This is a genomic window from Streptomyces sp. NBC_01478, from assembly GCF_036227225.1.
GTDB lineage: Bacteria > Actinomycetota > Actinomycetes > Streptomycetales > Streptomycetaceae > Streptomyces.
Map to the genome: position 1 here is coordinate 1,102,101 of NZ_CP109444.1, position 19,575 is coordinate 1,121,675.

Annotated in this window: 21 protein-coding genes; 9 read left to right on the forward strand and 12 right to left on the reverse strand. The window is 69.1% G+C overall.

Annotation, left to right across the window (positions count from 1 at the left end):
• Positions 1–23: 23 nt before the first annotated feature.
• The 5 genes from OG223_RS04920 to OG223_RS04940 are packed head-to-tail and all read right to left on the reverse strand — an operon-like array spanning position 24 to position 5,036.
• A complete protein-coding gene (locus OG223_RS04920) occupies positions 24–218 on the reverse strand; it encodes a ferredoxin (protein ID WP_329242885.1) in 195 nt (64 codons plus the stop codon).
• A 42-nt stretch (positions 219–260) separates the two neighbouring features.
• The gene (locus OG223_RS04925; protein ID WP_329242888.1) at positions 261–1,628 is read right to left on the reverse strand and encodes an ABC transporter substrate-binding protein; all 1,368 of its coding nucleotides are present in this window, start codon (positions 1,626–1,628) and stop codon (positions 261–263) included.
• 38 nt (positions 1,629–1,666) lie between these two features.
• Positions 1,667–2,872: a CaiB/BaiF CoA transferase family protein gene (locus tag OG223_RS04930; protein ID WP_329242891.1), complete on the reverse strand. Its 1,206-nt coding sequence runs from the start codon at positions 2,870–2,872 to the stop codon at positions 1,667–1,669.
• Complete coding sequence (locus OG223_RS04935) at positions 2,869–4,308, reverse strand: aldehyde dehydrogenase family protein (protein ID WP_329242892.1); 1,440 nt, start codon at positions 4,306–4,308, stop codon at positions 2,869–2,871. The genes OG223_RS04930 and OG223_RS04935 overlap by 4 nt, the downstream gene beginning before the upstream one ends.
• A complete protein-coding gene (locus OG223_RS04940) occupies positions 4,305–5,036 on the reverse strand; it encodes an SDR family oxidoreductase (protein ID WP_329242895.1) in 732 nt (243 codons plus the stop codon). The genes OG223_RS04935 and OG223_RS04940 overlap by 4 nt, the downstream gene beginning before the upstream one ends.
• Positions 5,037–5,272: 236 nt before the next feature.
• Between OG223_RS04940 and OG223_RS04945 the strand changes: the two genes are divergently transcribed.
• From OG223_RS04945 to OG223_RS04965, 5 genes are read left to right on the forward strand one after another with little or no spacing between them, the layout of a single operon-like run.
• Complete coding sequence (locus OG223_RS04945) at positions 5,273–5,977, forward strand: SDR family NAD(P)-dependent oxidoreductase (RefSeq protein ID WP_329242898.1); 705 nt, start codon at positions 5,273–5,275, stop codon at positions 5,975–5,977.
• Positions 5,974–6,606 carry a carboxymuconolactone decarboxylase family protein gene (locus OG223_RS04950; RefSeq protein WP_329242901.1) on the forward strand — a complete coding sequence of 211 codons (633 nt, stop codon included), beginning with the start codon at positions 5,974–5,976 and terminating at the stop codon, positions 6,604–6,606. Before OG223_RS04945 ends, OG223_RS04950 begins: the two co-directional genes overlap by 4 nt.
• Positions 6,607–6,610: 4 nt before the next feature.
• Complete coding sequence (locus OG223_RS04955) at positions 6,611–7,876, forward strand: aromatic ring-hydroxylating oxygenase subunit alpha (RefSeq protein WP_329242903.1); 1,266 nt, start codon at positions 6,611–6,613, stop codon at positions 7,874–7,876.
• Positions 7,863–8,183, forward strand: coding sequence for a hypothetical protein (locus OG223_RS04960; protein ID WP_329242906.1), 321 nt, complete (start codon positions 7,863–7,865; stop codon positions 8,181–8,183). Before OG223_RS04955 ends, OG223_RS04960 begins: the two co-directional genes overlap by 14 nt.
• 6 nt (positions 8,184–8,189) lie before the next feature.
• The gene (locus OG223_RS04965; RefSeq protein WP_329242909.1) at positions 8,190–9,419 is read left to right on the forward strand and encodes a metal-dependent hydrolase family protein; all 1,230 of its coding nucleotides are present in this window, start codon (positions 8,190–8,192) and stop codon (positions 9,417–9,419) included.
• 31 nt (positions 9,420–9,450) lie between these two features.
• On the opposite strand, the gene OG223_RS04970 is transcribed toward OG223_RS04965, so the two are convergent.
• On the reverse strand, positions 9,451–10,044 hold the full coding sequence (locus OG223_RS04970) for a TetR/AcrR family transcriptional regulator (protein ID WP_329242911.1): 594 nt from the start codon (positions 10,042–10,044) through the stop codon (positions 9,451–9,453).
• 124 nt (positions 10,045–10,168) lie between these two features.
• On the opposite strand from OG223_RS04970, the gene OG223_RS04975 reads away from it, so the two are divergent.
• From OG223_RS04975 to OG223_RS04990, 4 genes are read left to right on the forward strand one after another with little or no spacing between them, the layout of a single operon-like run.
• On the forward strand, positions 10,169–11,191 hold the full coding sequence (locus OG223_RS04975; protein WP_329242914.1) for a zinc-binding dehydrogenase: 1,023 nt from the start codon (positions 10,169–10,171) through the stop codon (positions 11,189–11,191).
• Positions 11,192–11,199: 8 nt separating this feature from the next.
• Positions 11,200–11,727 (forward strand): nuclear transport factor 2 family protein, encoded by a 528-nt coding sequence (locus OG223_RS04980; protein ID WP_329242917.1) that lies wholly within the window; start codon positions 11,200–11,202, stop codon positions 11,725–11,727.
• Positions 11,724–12,545 (forward strand): NAD(P)-dependent oxidoreductase, encoded by an 822-nt coding sequence (locus OG223_RS04985; protein WP_329242920.1) that lies wholly within the window; start codon positions 11,724–11,726, stop codon positions 12,543–12,545. The genes OG223_RS04980 and OG223_RS04985 overlap by 4 nt, the downstream gene beginning before the upstream one ends.
• Before the next feature lie 49 nt (positions 12,546–12,594).
• Positions 12,595–13,395 carry an SDR family NAD(P)-dependent oxidoreductase gene (locus OG223_RS04990; protein ID WP_329242923.1) on the forward strand — a complete coding sequence of 267 codons (801 nt, stop codon included), beginning with the start codon at positions 12,595–12,597 and terminating at the stop codon, positions 13,393–13,395.
• Between the two features lie 19 nt (positions 13,396–13,414).
• On the opposite strand, the gene OG223_RS04995 is transcribed toward OG223_RS04990, so the two are convergent.
• From OG223_RS04995 to OG223_RS05020, 6 genes are read right to left on the reverse strand one after another with little or no spacing between them, the layout of a single operon-like run.
• The gene (locus tag OG223_RS04995; RefSeq protein WP_329242925.1) at positions 13,415–14,224 is read right to left on the reverse strand and encodes an enoyl-CoA hydratase; all 810 of its coding nucleotides are present in this window, start codon (positions 14,222–14,224) and stop codon (positions 13,415–13,417) included.
• 21 nt (positions 14,225–14,245) lie between these two features.
• Positions 14,246–15,394 carry an acyl-CoA dehydrogenase family protein gene (locus OG223_RS05000; protein WP_329242929.1) on the reverse strand — a complete coding sequence of 383 codons (1,149 nt, stop codon included), beginning with the start codon at positions 15,392–15,394 and terminating at the stop codon, positions 14,246–14,248.
• Positions 15,391–16,242 carry an acyl-CoA dehydrogenase gene (locus tag OG223_RS05005; protein ID WP_329242931.1) on the reverse strand — a complete coding sequence of 284 codons (852 nt, stop codon included), beginning with the start codon at positions 16,240–16,242 and terminating at the stop codon, positions 15,391–15,393. The genes OG223_RS05000 and OG223_RS05005 overlap by 4 nt, the downstream gene beginning before the upstream one ends.
• A complete protein-coding gene (locus tag OG223_RS05010) occupies positions 16,232–17,203 on the reverse strand; it encodes an NADPH:quinone oxidoreductase family protein (protein ID WP_329242934.1) in 972 nt (323 codons plus the stop codon). Before OG223_RS05010 ends, OG223_RS05005 begins: the two co-directional genes overlap by 11 nt.
• Positions 17,200–18,222: a phosphotransferase family protein gene (locus OG223_RS05015; protein WP_329242936.1), complete on the reverse strand. Its 1,023-nt coding sequence runs from the start codon at positions 18,220–18,222 to the stop codon at positions 17,200–17,202. Before OG223_RS05015 ends, OG223_RS05010 begins: the two co-directional genes overlap by 4 nt.
• Positions 18,219–19,499, reverse strand: a complete 1,281-nt coding sequence (locus OG223_RS05020) for an acyl-CoA dehydrogenase family protein (RefSeq protein ID WP_329242939.1) — start codon at positions 19,497–19,499, stop codon at positions 18,219–18,221. The genes OG223_RS05015 and OG223_RS05020 overlap by 4 nt, the downstream gene beginning before the upstream one ends.
• Positions 19,500–19,575: the final 76 nt, after the last annotated feature.

Sequence of the window (19,575 nt, forward strand, 5' to 3'; positions counted from 1 at the left end):
TGCTCGGTGGATGAGGTGGGGGGTCAGGAGATGAGGGAGATCGCCCGCTCCGGACAGGACAGGACCGCCTCGCGGACGTCCGCCTCCTGGTCGGCGGGGACCTCTTCCTGGACGACCGAGGAGTGCCCGTCGATCTCGCTGAGTTCGAAGGTGTCCGGTGCGCGCATCGCGCAGAGCGTGTGGCCCTGACAGCGCTCCGGGTCGACTCGTACCTTCACGGTCCTTCCTTCCTGCCGTGGTGAACGGGGGGCGTGGCGTGGCTACTTGAGGTCGGACAGCGACTTGCCGACGTCGGCCAGGGTCGGCGGCTTGCCGTAGTCGCCCTTGAACTTGTAGGCGGGCGCGTCGCAGCGGTAGGCGCCGTCGGTGGGCTTGAAGTCGGCGGGCACCCAGCCGCTGGTGGTGGCCTTCTCGACGTTGAAGCACTTCAGGGGCTCGTCGGGCGAGGACAGGTTCACCGAGGCCTGGAGCCCTCCCCCGGTCCACTCGGTCTGCTTCTTGGCGTTCGCCAGGACACAACTGCGGGTCAGCTCCGCGCAGTCGCGGGCCGAGGTGGCGAACAGCAGCCAGGAGGAGAAGGCCTGCATGGCGGGCAGGGTGATCTGCGCGTCGGGCGCGTACTTCTTGAACAGGGCGACCATCTCCTTCGTCGCCGGGTTGGCGTCGGCCTTCTCCAACGGGTAAGCGCCGTTGATGGAGGCGAAGTTGGTCTGTGTGGCGAGCGCGGGGCCGGCCAGCTTGAGGAAGGCGGGGCCGTAGGCGTTGCTGTTGGCGTCGATCCAGTCGAGCTTGTAGTCGATGTTGGTGAGCGCCTGCTCCAGCTTCGCCAACTGGGTGAAGTCGCCCAGGAAGACGAGTCCCTTGACCTTCTTCGTCTTGATGGACTGGGCGTACGGCGTCCAGTCGGAGACACCCTGGGCCGGGTAGAGGTCGGAGTAGGTGACCTTGCCGCCCATCGCGGTGAGGACTTCCTTGTCCTGCCCGGCGAGGGCCTTGGTGATGGGCACGTCACCGGTGATGATGCCGACGCCGCCCGCCGACGAGGGGTAGGCCTCCTTCAACAGCCAGGAGTAGTAGCCGGCGTAGGGCGAATATCCGGTCGAGGCGCCCGTGGTCATCACCTGGAGGTCCGCGCCGATCTCGGTGGTGACCTGCGCCGGGAACTCGGGGAGCAGGCACTTCAACCGGGTCTTGACGCCCAGGCCGTCGAGGGCGGCGCCGCCGCCGACCTCGAAGAAGTCGGTGCGGCAGGCCTCGATCATCTGCTGGTTGACCTGCATGAGCGCGGAGTCGTGCGTGTCAGCGGTGATCTTGCGGCCGTTGATGCCGCCGGCGGCGTTGCACCAGGAGGTGAACACCTTCGCCGCGTTCTCGAACTCCGGGTTCTTGGTGAAGCCGACGTCGCTGAAGACGCCGACCTTGATCTCGGAGCTGGTGACGCCCTGGCTGGTGACGGTCTTGGGCGTCCCCTTGCCGCACACGGACTTCAGCGTGCCGAAGTCCGCGGTCGCGGTGTCGGCGGCTCCGGTGGTCGAAGGGCTGCTGGTGTCCGCGGACTTGGTGCGGCCGGAACATCCGGCCGCGGCCGCGAGGGCCAGGACGAGCGCGGGGATGAGCAAGCGTCTCATCGGTTCTCCTCGTTGAGAATGGTCCCGCTGTCGGGTGGTCAGGTGACGGCGCCCGCCGCCTTGAGCGCGATGATGCGGTCCCAGTCCAGGCCCAGTTCGAGGAGGATCTCCTCGGTCTGGGCGGCGAACTCGGGTGCGGGCCCGAGCTGGGGGGCTTGCACGTCGAACTGCACGGGGCTGCTGACCAGTTCGAGTTCTCCTGCCTGCAGCAGGTACTCGTTGGCTCTGATCTGCGGGTCGTCGCCGACTTGCAGGGAGTCCTGCACCGGGGCCCACGGCCCGGCCAGGGTGGTGAAGCGCCTGCTCCACTCCGCGAGGGTGCGGGTGGCGAGGACTTCGCGCAGGATCTTGACGGCCTCCGCCGTGTTGGCAACGAGGTTCTCGGCCGTGTCGAAGCGGGGGTCGTCGGCGAGTTCGGGGCGGTCGATGTGCCGGCACACGTCGGCCCAGAACTTGCCGGGCTGCATCATCACGAACGCCAGGTGGTGGCCGTCGGAGGTCTCGTACAGCCCGGACAGGGGGTTGGCGACGGAGCCGTGTGTGCCGACGGGCGGCGGGAGCCAGGGCTTGCCGAGGTGCAGGGAGAGCGCGGTGGCGTGGCCCATCGCCCACAGTCCGCTGCCGAGCAGGGAGACGTCCACGACCGACGGTTCGCCGGTACGTTCGCGTTTCAGGAGCGCGGCCGCGATGCCGCCGGCGAGGTTGGTGCCGGAGATGGTGTCGCCGTACGCGGGCGAGGGCGGGTTGATGATGCCGTCGGTGCCGGCCGGGGTGATGCTCGCGGCGGTGCCGGCGCGGGCCCAGAACGCCGTCATGTCGTAGCCACCCTTCCCCGCTTCCGGTCCGCGCGGTCCGAAGGCACTGCCCCGGGCGTAGACGATGCGGGGGTTGACGGTACGGATGTCGTCGACGTCGATGCCGAACCTGTCCCGGTGGCCGGGAAGGAAGCTGGTCAGGAACACGTCGGCGTGCCGGGCGAGTTCGTACAGCACCTCCTTGCCCTCGGGGCGGGAGATGTCGAGGCCGAGGCTGCGCTTGCCGCGGTTGGCGTGCTCGACGTTGGGGTTGGGGTCGCCCTCGACGCGCATCGTGCCGGTCTGCCGGAGACCGCGTTGCGGGTCGCCGGTAACGGCGTGCTCGACCTTGATGACGTCCGCTCCCCAGTCGGAGAGGACGGCTCCCGCCGAGGGCACGAAGCCGTACATGGCGACTTCGAGGACGCGGATTCCGTCGAGGGGCATCATGACCGGACCACGACCGCGAAGGACTTGTACTCCAGGAACTCCTCCAGGCCGGCCACGCCGCTCTCCCGGCCGATGCCCGACTGCTTGTAGCCGCCGAACGGCACGTCGGCGGCGAAGTAGTTGCCGCCGTTGATGCTGAAGGTGCCGGTGCGGATCCGGCGGGCGAGCGCGATGGCCCGCTCGTCGTCGGCGCTCTGGATGCCGCCGGAGAGGCCGAAGACGGAGTTGTTGGCGATGCGAACGGCGTCGTCATCGTCGTCGTACGGAATCACCACGAGCACCGGGCCGAAGACCTCGTCCTGGGCGATCTCGCTGTCCGGGTCGACGTTGCTGAGGAGGGTCGGCTTGTAGAAGAAGCCGGGATCGATCTTCTCGCCACCGACAACGAGGTTCGCACCGGCGGCCACGGCCCTCTCGACCATGCCGTCGACCTTCTCGCGCTGGCGCTCGCTGATGAGCGGGCCCGCGAAGGTCTTGGGGTCGGCGGGGTCGCCCAGCGGGATGCGGCCCAGGCCCGCGGCCACCATCGCGACGATCTCGTCGTGCTGCTCCCTGGGCACGAGCAGCCGGGAGGTGAGCGCACACCCCTGTCCGGAGTGGGAGCAGATGGTGCCGGCCGCGAACATCGCGGCGGTGGCGAGATCGGCGTCGTCGAGGACGATCATGGCGGACTTGCCGCCGAGTTCCAGGAAGACCTTCTTGACCGTGCGGCTCGCGGCCTCCATGATGCGGCGGCCGGTCGCGGTGGACCCGGTGAAGGTGATCATGTCGACGTCGGGGTGGGTGGTGAGCGTCTCGCCGACGTCGGCCCCGGAGGACGTGAGGACGTTGACCACGCCGGGCGGTATGTCCGTGTGCTCGGCGATGAGTTGACCGAGGAACAGGGTGGTCAGCGGGGTGTCGGGGGCGCCCTTGAGGACGACCGTGCAGCCGGCCGCGAGCGCGGGGGCGAGCTTGGCCAGGGCCAGTTGGTTCGGGTAGTTGTAGGCGATGATCGCCGCGACCACCCCGGCCGCCTCCTTCTCCACCCAGCGGCGGTGGCGCTGGCCGCGGATCTCGACCTCGCCCAGATCCTCGGTCAGCGGGTACTTGCGCAGCAGGTCCGCGTAGAAGCGCACCAGCTTGACGGGGTCGTCGAGTTGGGGGCCGTAGGTCAGCATGCGGGGCGCGCCGACCTCGGCGATGGTCAGCTCGCGCAGCTCCTCGACGTGGTCGGTGAGCGCCTGGTGCAGTTGGTCGAGACAGCGGATGCGGAGCTGTACGTCGGTGGCCCAGGCAGTGGTGTCGAAGGCGGTCCGCGCGGCTGCTACGGCGGCTTCGGCCTGGGCGGTGGTGGCTTCGGGGGCGTGGCCGTAGACCTCGCCGGTGGCGGGGTTGAGGGAGGGGAACGTCCGCTCCCCGTCGACGAGTTGGCCGTCGATGAGCAGGCGGGTCACAGCCGCACCACCTGTCCGCCGTCCACGCTGATGGTCTGTCCCGTCAGCCAGCCGGCGTCGTCGGAGAGCAGGAACAGCACGGTGGGGGTGAGGTCGCCGGGAGTGCCCATCCGTTTGATGGCCAGGGCCTGGGTCATCCGCTCCTGGAACTCGACCGGTACGACGGTGGCCGTGGCCTCGGTGTCGGTGGGGCCGGGGGCGATGCCGTTGACGCGGATGCCCCGGCCGCCGAGTTCGGCGGCGAGGGACGCGGTGAGGTGGTTGATGCCGATCTTGGCCAGGCCGTAGTAGCCGCTCGCCATGTAGGCGGCGGCGGAGGACTGGTTGACGATCGCGGCGCCCTCGGTCAGGTGCGGGACGACGGCCCGGGTGACGTACAGGGCGCCCATCAGGTTCACCTGGATGAAGCGGTTGAGGTAGTCGAGGTCGACGGTGGTCAGGCCCTCGCGCCGCATGCTGTGATAGATCGCGGCGTTGTTGATCAGGTAGTCGATGCGGCCGAACTCGGCGACGGTGGCGGCGGCCAGCGCGTCGGCCGAGGCGGGGTCTCCGACGTCGACCCTGACGAAGAGCGCGGAGTCCAGCTCCTTGGCGACCCGCTGCCCCTGCTCCTCGTTGATGTCCGCGACCACGACCCGTGCGCCCTCGGCGGCCAGCGCCCGGGCGTAGTCCTCGCCGATTCCCTGTCCCGCTCCGGTGACGATCGCCACCTTGTCCTGGAACCGCATCCTGTTCTCCTCGCATGGATGGGCGGCTTGCTCCAATGAAGCGGAAACTACATTCTCCTTAAACGCGAATCAACCATCCGGAAGCGAGAATGTCATCCTGACCGATGCCTGACAGGTGCACGGAGTGCGGCGAACAGCCCCTGCCTGCGCGGGACTTCCGGAAGCACCGGAGACGAGAATACGCTTCTCAGATCCGGAAGGGAGATTTCCATGATCGAGACTAAGGGGGTTCCGGCATGAGGACAGCCCTCGTCACAGGCGGCGGCTCCGGCATCGGACTGGCCATCGCGCAACGCCTGGAGGCCGACGGTCTCCAGGTCGCCACCCTCGACCTCAATCCGTCCGACAGAGGCTTCTCCCGGAAGGCCGACGTCTCCGACCGGGCCCAGGTGGACGAGGCGCTGGCCGAGATCCGGGAGCAGCTCGGTCCGGTCACGGTGCTGGTCAACGCGGCGGGAATGGAGGGCTACAAGCGCTTCGCCAACCTGACCTTCGAGGCCTGGCAGCGGGTCATCGACGTCAACCTCAACGGCGTCTTCCACTGCGTCCAGGCGGTTCTGCCGGACATGGTGGAGGCCGGCTGGGGCCGGATCGTCAACATCTCCTCCTCCAGCGCACAGTCGGGCCAGCCGTTCATGACGCACTACGTCGCCGCCAAGTCGGCGGTCAACGGGCTGACGAAGGCGCTGGCCCTGGAGCTGGGTCCGCAGGGCATCACCGTGAACGCGGTTCCGCCCGGCTTCATCGACACGCCGATGCTGCGCCGCTCGGAGGAGCGCCACCTGCTAGGCGGGACGGTCGAGGAGCACATCCAGCGCACTCCGGTACGGCGGGTCGGACGCCCCGAGGACATCGCCGCGGCCTGCGCCTTCCTCGCCTCCGAGGAGGCCGGTTACATCACGGGCCAGATCCTGGGCGTGAACGGCGGGCGGAACACGTGAGCGAGAACGGCGATCACGAGCAGGGCGAGAACGCCGGCGCGCACGGCGAGAACGGCAGGACCGCCGCCGAGAACGGCGTCCGCATCCCCCCGGTGCCGTACGACGAGTGGGACCACGATCTGTTCTCGGTCATCAACCCCCACCGCAAGCTGCCGGAGGCCAACGTCCTGGGGATCTTCCAGCGACATCCGGCGCTGGCACGGGCGTTCCTGACGTTCAACATGCACCTCAACACCACGACCCTGCCGGTGCGCGTCCGCGAGCTGGCCGTGATGCGCGTGGCGTGGCGGCGGGGCAGCAGGTACGAGTGGGCGAGCCATGTCCTGATCGGCCGGAAGGCCGGGGTGACCGAGGCGGAGATCGAGGAAGTCCGCACGGGCGCCGACACCTTGCTCAACCGGGCGGTGGACGAACTGGACACCGACTCGGGCCTGTCGGACGCGACCTACGCCGCACTCGCCGCCGACCTGGACGAACACCAGCTCATGGACCTGGTCTTCACCGTCGGCGCCTACACGATGCTCACGATGGCCCTCAACACCTTCGGCGTGGAACTCGATCCGGTGATCTCGGAAGAGAACTTCAGTTTCCCAAAAAGAGAATGGTATTCTCACAAGCGAGAGGGGTGATCCCATGCCACACTTCGCCAAGCCCGAGGCCGGGAGCTGGACCGAGAACTACCCCGAGCTGGGCACCAGCCCGGTCAACTACGAGGACTCCATCGACCCCGCGTACTACGAGGCCGAGAAGGAGGCGATCTTCAAGAAGACCTGGCTGAACGTCGGTCGGGTCGAGCAAGTGCCCAAGGTCGGCAGCTACTTCACGAAGGAGCTGGCGGTCGCCGACACCTCACTGGTGATCGTGCGGGGCAAGGACAAGGAGATCCGCGCCTTCCACAACGTCTGCCGCCACCGCGGCAACAAGCTCGTGTGGAACGACTACCCGGGCGAGGAGGTCAAGGGCACCTGCCGCCAGTTCACCTGCAAGTACCACGCCTGGCGCTACAACCTCGACGGCGATCTGACCTTCGTCCAGCAGGAGAAGGAGTTCTTCGACCTGGACAAGGCGGACTACGGCCTCAAGCTGGTCCGCTGCGAGGTCTGGGAAGGCTTCGTCTTCGTCAACCTGGACCAGAACGCCCAGCCGTTGAAGGAGTACCTCGGCGAGTTCGCCAAGGGGCTGGAGGGCTACCCCTTCCACGAGATGACCGAGGTCTTCACGTACAAGGCGGAGATCGGCAGCAACTGGAAGCTGTTCATCGACGCGTTCGCGGAGTTCTACCACGCGCCCGTCCTGCACATGAAGCAGGCCGTCAAGGACGAGGCCGACAAGCTCTTCAACGTCGGGTACGAGGCGCTGCACTACGAGATCCACCCCCCGCACTCGATGATCTCCTCCTGGGGAGGCATGTCCCCGCCCAAGGACCTGACCATCGTCAAGCCCATCGAACGCGTCCTGCGCAGCGGCCTGTTCGGGCCGTGGGAGGCGCCCGACATCGAAGGCCTGGACCCTCTTCCCCCCGGTCTCAATCCGGGCGGGCACCGCGCGTGGGGCAACGACTCCTTCGAGTTCTTCCCCAACATGACCCTGCTGATCTGGAAGCCCGGCTGGTACCTGACGTACCACTACTGGCCGACGGCGGTGGACAAGCACCTCTTCGAGGCCAACCTGTACTTCGTGCCCGCGAAGACGGCGCGCGAGCGGCTCAAGCAGGAGCTGGCGGCGGTGACGTTCAAGGAGTACGCGCTCCAGGACGGCAACACCCTGGAGGCCACCCAGACGATGCTCAAGAGCCGGGTCGTCACCGAATTCCCGCTCTGCGACCAGGAGTTGCTGCTCCGCCATCTGCACAAGACGGTCGCCGACTACGTCAAGGAGCACACCGATGCTGCCCAGTGAGTTCGCGGCACTCGAACCGTTCAGCGAGTGGGTCCTGGAGTCCGAGCGCGATCGGTACAGCAAGCGCCTGGCCAGCTCCATGGAGGAGATGCAGGCGTTCTACGACGCCGCGTTCCCGCTGCTGGAACAGGCCTCCGACCACCTCGACAAGTTCCCCCTCTCCGAACTCCCGAAGCAGGAGCGCAACTTGCTGCTCCTGCTGTTCTCCCTGGTGAACGTGTCGTTCCCGGTCGAGGTCTGGAAGCAGGCCCGGGTGCCGGACAGCGGGGCCGCCTACATGGACCTCGTCGTCGAGCCGAAGGTCTGACCCGTCGTGGTCACACTCAGAGCAGCGCGTGTACTGCACGTGGAGACGGGCGAGTTCGAGCAGCCGGGCATCGTCACGGTCGACGGCGAACGCATCACGCACGGTGGCGCAGCGGGCGAGGTTGACGGAGAGAACGAGGTTCTCGATCTCGGTGACGTGACGCTGCTGCCCGGTCTCATGGACATGGAGGTCAACCTCCTGATGGGCGGCCGGGGAGAGACGCTCGCGTTCTCCCCCGTCCAGGACGATCCCCCGCTGCGGATGCTCCGCGCGGTGGGCAACGCCCGGCGGACCCTGCGCGCGGGGTTCACCACGGTCCGCAATCTGGGTCTGTTCGTGAAGACGGGCGGCTATCTGCTGGACGTCGCGCTGGCGAAGGCCATCGACGCCGGCTGGATAGACGGCCCGCGCATCGTGCCCGCCGGTCACGCCATCACACCCACCGGCGGGCATCTCGACCCCACGATGTTCGCCGCGTACGCCCCCGGAATCATGCCTCTCTCCCTGGAGGAGGGCATTGCCAACGGTGTCGACGAGGTGCGCAAGGCCGTCCGCTACCAGATCAAGCACGGGGCACGGCTCATCAAGGTCTGTGCGTCCGGGGGCGTGATGTCCCACACCGGCACCCCCGGCGCGCAGCACTACTCCGACGAGGAACTGCGCGCCATCGTGGACGAGGCCCACCGGCGCGGACTGAAGGTGGCGGCCCACACCCATGGGGCCGACGCCGTCCGGTCGGCGGTGGAGGCGGGCATCGACTGCATCGAGCACGGCTTCCTGCTCGACGACGACACCATCGCGCTGATGGCGGAGAGGGGCACTTTCCTGGTGCCGACCACCGCTCTCATCGACGGGATGGACATGTCCCATGCCGCGCCCGAGCTGAAGGAGAAGGCCGCCGAGATCTTCCCCCGGGCGAAGACCGTGGTGGCCAGGGCCGGCAAGGCGGGTGTCCGGATGGCGCTGGGCACGGACGCGCCGGCGATTCCGCACGGCCGCGGCGCGCAGGAGCTGATCGCCCTGGTCGACCGCGGGATGACTCCCCTGGAGGCGATCCAGGCGGCGACCGTCAACGCGGCGGAGCTGATCGACGCCGACGACCGGGGCCGTATCGCCGAGGGCCTGCTCGCCGACCTGATCGCGGTGCCGGGCAATCCGCTGGAGGACGTCTCCGTGATGGCGGACGTCCGGTTCGTGATGAAGGGCGGGAAGGTGTTCCGCGACGAGCGCCGCTGAGGCCAACGCCCCGTCCGGTCGGGCTAGTTGATCAGGCCGGCCCGTCGAGGGGTCGTAGCATCCGCAGGATCATGTCGACCGTGCGCTCGACGGGGCGGTTGCGGGCCGTGACCGTGGACAGGAGGGTGCGGGTCAGTACGGCGCCGAGGAGCATGTCGAAGACGTCGTCCGGGTCCACGGCGGGGTCGACGGTCCCGGTCGGCGCGGCGCGCAGGATGTCCTGGAACTGCGGTCGCGCCGACACGCGCAGCAGCATCTCGGGCGGCCGCGGACGGCTCGATGTCTGGGAGTGCGCGAAGAGACCGGCCGCCGCGGCGCGGGCCGCCGGGGCGCCGAAGGCCGCCAGGTAGGCGCGGACGAACCGGCGGAGGTCTCGTCGCAGATCCCCCGTCGGGCGGACGCTCAACGGGCTGAGCCCGGGGAACGTGGCCTCCTCGATCAGCTCGATCCGGGACGGCCAGCGGCGGTAGATGGCGGAGGCGTGCACGCCGGAGTGTTCCGCCACCGCCTGGATCGTCGTGGCGTCGAAGCCGCGCTGGACGAGGAGTTCGCGCGTCGCCGCGAGGGCCCGTTCGTTGATGCTCGTGTCACGGGGACGGCCCGGGGCGCGGCGCGGTTCAGCCATGCCGTGATTGTAGTGACCGGGCGGTGTTCCGGTGTTCCTCAATTATAGGAGACCGTCTTCTGTAATTCCCGCCGGGTGGCTACAGTCCGAAGGGGACGGACTTCGGAGTGCGGAGGAGAGTCTGATGCGTGCTGCTGTGCTGCGGGGCGGGACGGTCCGGGCGCGGACCGTCGACGATCCGGTCCCCGGACCGGGCCAACTCCTCGTCCGCTCGCTGGCGTGCGGGATCTGCGCGTCGGATCTGCACTTCATGGACCATCCCGAGGCGGGCGCCGACGACGACAGCGGGATGTCGACGTACGACAGGGACGTCGACATCGTGATGGGGCACGAGTACTGCGCCGAGGTCGTGGACTACGGCCCCGGCACCGAGCGCCGTATCCCGGTGGGGACGCGGGTGAGTTCACTGCCCGTGCTCACTACCCCGGCCGGTCGCCGGATCATCGGCCAGAGCCCCGAATCCCCGGGCGGATTCGGCGAGTTGTTCCTGTTGACCGAGGCCATCACCCGGGTCGTGGTGTCGGACCTGCCGAGCGAGCTCGTGTGTGTCGCCGACGCGATCTCGGTGGGCTGGTCGACCGCGTCCCGCGCGCAACTGACCGCGAATGAGGTGCCGTTGGTCATCGGCTGCGGCGCCATCGCCCTCTCGGCGATCGGCCGGCTCAGGAGTCTCGGCGTCGGTCCGATCGTGGCGGCCGATCTCGTGGCGTCGCGTCGCGCGACCGCGCTGGCCATGGGCGCCGATGTGGTCGTCGATCCGGCCGAGGTGTCGCCGTACGAGGCCTGGCGCAACGCGGCCGGTCCGCGGGCGAGTTGTGTCGTGTTCGAGTGCGTCGGCGTCCCCGGCGTTCTCGACTCGATCATCAAGGGGTGCGAGCGCGGCACTCGGATCTTCTCCGTCGGCGGTCCCCCGGAGGGCGATCATCTGCACACCCTGACCGCCAAACGGAAGGGCATCAACATCCAGTTCGGGGGCGGCCCGTCGATGGACCACTGGGACGAGGCGTTCCGGGCGGTCTGCTCCGGCAGCCTCGATGTCGGGCCGATGCTCGGGCACACCGTCGGCCTCGACGGCGTGCCGGCCGCGCTCGACGCGGCGCGGGACGCCGACGGGCCGGCCCGGATCATCGTCGTACCAGGGAGCTGACCACACTCATGAGCGAGACCGACGAACTTGCCCAACTGCGCGCCACCGTCGAGTCGTTGGCGGCGAAGGTGCGCGCCTTGGAGGACCAGGTCGAGATCACCCAGCTCGTCGCCCAGTACGGGCCTGCGGTCGACAGCGGCTCGGGCGAGGCCGCGGCGGCGCTCTGGACCGAGGAGGGCGTCTTCGACGCGGTCCCCCATCTGCGGATGGAGGGCCGGGACGGCATCGTCGGCATGGTGCACGGCCCGGGCCACCAGAGCGTGATCCACAACGGCTGCGGTCATGTGCTGACCGCGCCGCACGTCGTCGTCGACGGCGACCGGGCCACCGGCCGCAGCCATGCGCTGCATCTGCGGTGGGACGCCGATGCCGGACGGTTCTGGGTGTTCCAGGTCTCCGCCAACACCTGGCGCTGGGTGCGTACTTCGGAGGGGTGGCGGATCGCCGAGCGGATCAACGCCAACCTCGACGGCACCGACGGGCCCCGCGCGATGCTGGCGCCGTCCGGCAAACCCGGTTCGCTGGAGGAGAGGTGAGGATCGGGTTCATCGGGGCGGGCCGGATGGGGCGGCCGATCGTCGACCGCCTGGTGGCCGCCGGGCATGACGTCACGGTTCATGTGCGCCGACCGGCGACCCGGGCGGCGGCCCAGGAGGACGGGTTCGCGCGGGCCGACACGATCGGGGCGACGGTCCGCGACGCCGACGTGGTGTTCGTCGCCGTACTGAAGGACGAGCAGGTGCGAGCGGCCTGCCTCGGCGCGGAAGGCGCCCTCTCGGCCATGAAGCCGGGGTCGACGCTCGTCCTGCACACCACTTCTCATCCCGGCACCGCGGAGCTGCTCGCCGAAGCGGGCGCAGAGCGTGGTGTCGGGGTGCTGGACGCCGCGCTGTCGGGCGGCCCGCACGACATCGCCGCGGGCCGTCTCACCCTGTGGGTCGGCGGCGACGAGGCCCGACTGGACGCGCTGCGACCGCTGTTGGAGACGTACGCCGCGCCGGTCCTGTTCGTGGGGCCGATCGGCAACGGTCAGCGGGTCAAGCTCGTCAACAACGCCCTGTTCGTGGCGCAGGTCGGGCTCGCGGTCGACGCGGTGCGGGTGGCGGGGTCGCTTGGCATCGGTGAGAAGGCGATTCTCGCGGCGCTGCAGCACGGCAGCGGTGCCAGCCGGGCGCTCGGTGTCGTCGCCGGTGGTGGGTCGGTCGAGGCGGTGGCGGAGCGGCTGGCCGACCTGATGAGCAAGGACGTCGACGTGGTGCGTGCGGTGGCGCGCGGCGCCGGAGCCGACCTCGGGATCCTCGGGACGGTGCTGTCGTCGGACGCGGTCGAGAAGAAGGTTCTCCGTTCGCCCTGAATGACCGTTCTCCCTGAACGATCCGCACGATCTGAATGAGGAGCAGGAAGTGACTGAATCGCTCACCACGAAGTACGGGCCGTGGGGTGTCGTCGCCGGCGGATCGGACGGGGTGGGCGCCGCGTTCGCCCACCGGATGGCCGCCCAGGGGATGAACGTCGTGCTGGTGGCCCGGCGCCTGCCCGTGCTGGAGGCGTCCGCCGACGAGATCCGGGACCGGTACGGCGTCGAGGTCCGTACCGTCGCGCTCGACCTCAGCTCCCCGAGCGCCCTGTCGGAGCTGGAGGAGGCGACCGACGGTCTGGAGGTCGGCCTGTTCGTCTACAACGCGGGCAGCGACGACCGCAGCGTCCCGTTCCTCGACAAGGACCTCGGCACGCACCTCGGGCTGGTGCGGCGCAACTGCTCCGCCGTACTCGAAGCGGCCTACCGCTTCGGTGGCCCGATGGTGGCGCGCAAGCGGGGAGCCGTGGTCCTGGTGACCTCGGGAGCCGCGTGGGCCGGCGGCGCCACGCTCGCCGCCTACGGCGCGTCGAAGGCGTTCGACCTCGTCCTCGCCGAGAGCCTGTGGGCGGAGTGGCAGGGCAGCGGGGTGGACGTCCTGGGACTGGTGCTCGGCAGGACCGACACCCCGTCCCTGCGCCGGACCGAAGGCGTCCAAGGGGGCTCCTACGGCGGTGACTTGGCCGACCCGGCCGATGTGGCCGCCGAGGCGCTCGACCATCTCTCCGACGGCCCCACCTGGATCTACGGCAGCCCCGCCCCGACCGGCGGTTCACCGTTCGGGGCGCTCAGCCGCAGGGACGCGGTCCTGGCGATGAGCCGGGGCGCGAACACCCACCGCCAGTGAGGAGGCTCGCGGTCCCTGCCTACTGCTCCTTCAGGCGTTCCTTCATGGCGTCGAGCTTCGTGAGAATGGGATATCCGCTCACGCTCAACGCGTTCCCGTGTCCCGTCTCGTGGATGTCGAACACGGACTGGATAGCGGCGTAGAAACCCTGGACGTCGAGGCTCTGGTTGACGGCGCGCTTGGCCTGGCGGAGGCCGAAGGACGGCATTTGGGCGATCCGCTGGGCCAACTGCATTGCCTCGGTGTCCAGTTGGTCGAGGGGGACGACCTTGTTCACCATGCCGACCTGCTCCGCCTCCTCGGCGGTGACGGCCCGTCCGGTGAAGAGGATCTCCTTCGCCTTGCGCGGGCCCAACTCCCAGGTGTGGCCGTGGTATTCGACTCCCCCGATGCCCATGTGCACGACGGGGTCGGAGAATTCGGCGTTCTCGGCGGCCACGATCAGGTCGCAGGGCCAGCACAGCATCAGTCCGCCCGCGATGCACTTGCCCTGGACCGCGGCGATCGACGGCTTGGGGACGTTGCGCCAGCGCAGCGTGTATTCCAGGTACCGGCGGGATTCCGCGCTGTAGATCCACTCCAGGGTGATCTCGTTCGGCGCAGGCCAGCGGTCCTTGAGGTCGTGGCCGGAGGAGAAGTGCTTCCCGTTGCCCCGCAGGAGGATCACCTTGACCTCCTCGTCGGCGGCGGCCCGGCTCCAGGCGACGTCCAACGCGTCGAGGAGAACCGCGTTCTGGGCATTGGCGACCTCGGGCCGGTTCAGGGTGATGACCGCGACCTTGTTGTCGACCTCGTAGAGGACCTCGTCCGTGTCCGCTGTGTCTGTCATGGGTCCTGTCTTCCGTCGGCTCTATCGGGGCAGGCCGAGGATGCGCTCGGCGATGATGTTGCGCTGGATCTCGGAGGTGCCGCCGGCGATGGTCCCGCCGAAGCTGCGCGCGTACCGCTCGAACCAACTGGCCGTGAACGCCCCCAGGTTCATATGGGTGTACGGTCCCGTCTGCACCGGATGCCGCAGCGCCTCGGCCCCGTGGTGTTCGAGGGCGTGCAGTTCGGCGCTCTGCGCGGCCTCGGAGCCGAGCAGCTTGAGCACCGAGATCTCCACCGGGTTCCGGTCGGGTCCGAGCAGCCGGTAACCGAGCAACCGCAGTGCCTGGACGTCCATTTGGAGCGTCGCGTACCACTCCTCGGCGCAGGCGGAGTCCTGGATCAGGCCGTCCATCCGCTCGGCGTAGTGCACCCACAGCAGGGTCCGTTCATGGCCGAGCGATCCGTTGGCCACGCGCCAGCCCTCGTTGAGGGGGCCGACGAGGTTCTCCTTCGGGACCCGGACGTCGGTGAAGAACACCTCGTTGAAGTCGAGGTCGTCGGGTGCGGCGATCGATCCGAACGGCCGCCTGACCAGGCCTTCGGAGTCGGTGGGGACGAGCAGGACGCTGATGCCCTTGTGCTTGGGCGCGTCGGGGTCGGTGCGGACGAAGGTGAGCAGGACGTCGGCGTCGTGCGCGCCCGAGGTCCACACCTTCTGTCCGTTGACGACGAAGTGGTCACCGTCGAGGACCGCACGGGTGCGCAGCCCGGCGAGGTCCGACCCGGCTCCGGGTTCGCTCATGCCGAGCGACGCGGTGATCTCGGCGCGCAGCAGGGGGACGGCCCAGTCGCGCTTCTGTGCCTCGGTGCCGAAGGTGAGCAGTGAGGCCGCGATGATGTTGAGGCCCTGCGGGTTGAAGCTGTGGTAGATCCGCCGCCGGGACAACTCCTCCAGATGCGCGACCACTTGGGGCAGGGTGGCGTTGCGGCCGCCGTACTCGGGCGGCTGGGCGGGGAGCAGCCAGCCGGCGTCGAAGAGCTTGCGCTGCCAGCGCCGGGCCCAATCCGGTATGTGCGCACTGGACTTGGAGCGGACCGTGGCCTCTTCGGGGGTGGGCAGGTGGGCGTCGAGGAAGTCGCTGAAATCGGCGCGGAACTTCTCGACCTCGGGGTCGGGGGCCAGCCTCATACCAGCAGCGCCTTCCTGTGCTCGGACGCCGTGCCGAGAAGCAGGTCCCCGGCCTTGGCCCGCTTGAGATGGATCTGCAGCTCGTTCTCCCACGTGTAGCCCATGGCTCCGAAGAGCTGGAACCCGTTGCGGAAACACACCCGTTGGCAGTCGCCGGCGGCGGCCTTGGCCATCGCGGCGGCCCGGCCGCGGCGCGGGTCGTCCTCGGCGATGGTGAGCGCGGAGAAGTAGGCGAGCACCTTGGCGCGTTCGATGGCGACGTACATGTCGGCGGCCTTGTGCTTCACGGCCTGGAACGAGCCGATGGGCACGCCGAACTGGTGCCGTTCCTTCACATGGGCGACGACCAGGTCGAGGATGCGCCGGCAACTGCCGACCGTGCTCACGGCCAGGCCCATGAGGGCCAGGTCGGGCACGCCGGTGACCAGGTCCGGCACGTCCACCCGGGCAATGTGGAGGGTCGGGTCGAACACGGACAGCCGCTCGGCCGCCAGGTCCTTTCCGTCCCGTACGACCACGCCCTCGGAGGTGAGAAGGGCGATCTCGTCCGCGCGGTCGGCGTCGAGGACGAACCGGCCCGTCCCGTCGAAGACTCCGGTGCCCGAGCCGCGCGGCAGCCGTCCGGCCAGTGGCGCGAACCAGGTCGCGGTGGCGAGGAAGGGCGTCGGGTCGGCGACGTACCCCAACTCCTCCAGGACGATGGCGAGTTCCACCGGAGGGGCTTCGAGCCAGCCCAACTCCAGGTAGGTGTCCCAGAGTTGTTTCTCTGGCAGTGACCGTGACTTGGTGATCGTTTCGCGGACCACTCGCTGGAGCAGCCGCTGCTCGTCGTCGAACTCAAACTCCATGCGCGACCTCCAGAAGGACCTTGCCGATGGCGCGGCGCCCGAGGCTGAGGGCGGCGGCGACTTCGGCGAGCGGATACACGGCGTGGACGCGGGGCCGGATCTTCCCGGCGGCGAACAGTCCGTGGAGTTCGGTGCGGGCGGACACCAGGTCGTCCCGCCGGTGCCGTGCCCAGCCGCCGAGGTCGAAGCCGTGCAGGCTGACGCCTTTGAGCATCGGGAGGTTGAGCGGGATACGCGGGATCTCCCCGCTCGCGAACCCCACACTCACGAACCGTCCGCCCCAGCGCATGGCCCGCAACGCCTCCTCCGCGTACGGCCCGCCGACCGGGTCGATCACGACATCGGCGCCGCCCGCTTCCCGCAGGCGCCGCTTCAGCTCGTCGTACGGCAGGGTCAGCCGCGCGCCCTGCTCGGCGCACACCGCCCGTTTCTCCTCCGTCGAGGCGACGGCGACGACCTCCGCGCCGAGCAGCGCGGCGAGTTCGACGGTCGCGAGGCCGACCCCGCCGGCCGCGCCGAGGACGGCCACCCGTTCACCGGGCCGTACGTCGGCGACCAGGCGGAGGGCGTCGAAGGCGGTGGCGTGGCTGACCCCGAAGGCCGCCGCGCGCTCGGTGGGGATTCCCTCGGGGATACGGCTCAGGCCTGCGGGACGTGCGGTGACGCGTTCGGCGAAGGCGCCGACGAACATCGAGCCGAAGACCCGCTCGCCCTTCTCGAACCCGTGCGCGGACGCGGCGACCACGCCGGCGAACTCGCTGCCCGGGGTGAAGGGCGGCTCCGCCTTCACCTGGTAGGCGCCGTCGATCACGAGGACGTCGGCGAAGTTGACGGCGGCGTAGTGCACGTCGACCGGGATGCCGCCCTCCTGTCCGGCCAACTCCCCTTCGGGGACGACCGGTTCGGGAATGTCCTCGACGACCACCGGGCCGCCGACGGCGTTGCAGCGGGCGGCTCTCATAGCCGGGTCGTCGCGGCGAGTTCGGCCGCCTGGGCTGCCATCTGCAGAACGACGTCGCCGTAGTGGGCCATCTTCGGGTTGCCGCCCTCGCCGTTCACATGCCGGGCGTAGCCGCCTTCCAGGACCACGGCCATCTTGAAGCGGGCGAGGATGACGTAGTAGTCGATCTCGCTGACGTCCCGGCCGCTGACCTTGGCGTAGTGCTCCAGGAGGTCTGCGCGGTCGGGCATGCCGGTGTAGTCGACGTACCCCTTCTGGGTGCGGTCCTCGTCTGCGTCCGGCCAGCCCATGATCACCCAGCCGAGGTCGAGCAACGGGTCGCCGACGGTGGCCATTTCGAAGTCGACGAGGGCCGCGAGCCGGGCAGGCGCGCCGTGCTGGAACATGACGTTGGCGAACTGGTAGTCGCCGTGGATGACGCCGGGTTCCCAGTGGGCGGGTCGGTGTTCCCGTAGCCAGGCAGCGGCGTTCTCCAGGCCGGGGATCTCACGGAACTTGAACTTGGCGAGGTGGGCGAGCCAGCGGTCGACCTGCCGGTCGTGGAAACCGTCCGGGCGGCCGAAGCCTTCCAGGCCCTGGGCCCGCCAGTCCACGTTGCCCAACTTGGCTATGCCCTCGACGAGTTGGTACGCGAGCTCGGGGCGCAGGGAGAGGTCGCCGAGGAACGGCTCGGGCCAGCCGCCGGAGTTCATGGGCGACCAGCCGTCGACATGCGCCATGAGATAGAAGCAGGAGCCGAGCACGCTCGTGTCGTCGCACACGGCGATAGCCTCGGGGTGCGGGACGTCCGTGCCGTTGAGGGCGTTGAGAACGCGGTATTCACGCAGCATGGTCTCGTTGCGCCCCGGCGGAACCTTCTCCGGCGGTTTGCGCAGCACCATGCTCACCTCGCCGCGCCGGATGCCGTAGATGTCGTTGGAGGTGCCTCCGGAGATGTACGAGGTCTCGACGGGTTCACCGGGGGCGATGCCCTGTTCGTCCAGCCAGCGGGCGAGCGATTCCGTGTCGGCGAGCGTCACAGCAGGTCCTCCAACTGCTTCCGGGCCCATTCGCGGCGGGTGGGCAGGTGCTGGGTGGGCCAGAGGCCGGGGGCCGCTTCGTAGCCGCGCAGGACGTCACGGGCGACGGTGATCTTGTGGACCTCGGTGGGGCCGTCGACGACCGCCATGACGGCAGCGCCGTTCCACATGTCGGAGAACGGCATTTCGTTCGAGACACCGAGGGCGCCGTGCAGATGCATCGAGCGGTACACGATGTCGTGCAGCACCTTCGGGGTGAGGAACTTGATGGCGGCGATGTCCTTACGGACCCGCTTGTAGTCCTGGTAGCGGTCGATCTGCCAGGCCGTGTAGAGCACGAACAGGCGGAACTGAGCGAGTTGGGCGTAGGAGTCGGCGAGGTCGGACCGCACGAGTTGCTTGTCCGCGAGCCGCTCGCCCTGGGTCTCGCGGGACAGGGCCCGCTCGGCCATCATGTCGAGCGCCTTCTGGCTCTGGCCGACGACCCGCATCGCGTGGTGGACGCGGCCGCCGCCGAGCCGGGTCTGGGCGATCGCGAAGGCCTGGCCCTCGCCGCCGAGCAGTGCGTCGGCGGGGACGCGGACGCCGTCGTAGGCGATGAGCGCGTGCATGCCCTCGTCGGTGGCCTCGCCCATGATGCCGAGGTGGCGCTCGATGCGGACGCCGGGGGTGTCGCTGGGCACGAGGAACATCGACATGCCCTTGTAGGGGCTGACGTCGGGGTCCGTCACGGCCATCACGATGACGAACTTCGAGGTGCGGGCGTTGGAGGAGAAGAACTTGCGGCCGGTGATGACCCAGTCGTCGCCGTCGCGTTCGGCGCGGGTGGTGAACATCGTGGGGTCGGCGCCGGCCTGCGGTTCGGTCATGGAGAAGCAGGAGAAGCACTCGCCCTCGAGGAGCGGTTGGAGGTAGCGCTCCTTCTGCTCGTCGGTGCCGTAGCGGGCGATGATCTCGGCGTTGCCGGTGTCGGGGGCGGCCGTGCCGAAGATGACGGGGGCCCAACTCGACTGGCCCAGGATCTCGTTGATGAGCGCCAGCTTGACCTGGCCGAAGCCTCGGCCGCCCAGCTCCGGCCCGAGGTGCGGTGCCCACAACCCCTCGTCACGGACCTGCTGCTTCAACGCCCTTACGACGGGGCCGAGTTCGTCGTCGAGAGGGTGGTACGCCCGGTCGGGGTACAGCAGGTCCAGCGGCTCCACGCGCTCGGAGCGGAACCGCCTGATCCACTCCAGCTTCTCCTCGAACTCCGGCTCGGTGGAAAAGTCCCATGCCATGTCAGACGAACCTCCTGCCAACCCGGACGAATGAAGATGAGAATATCATTCTCATCTCACGCGAGTAAGGGTCTCG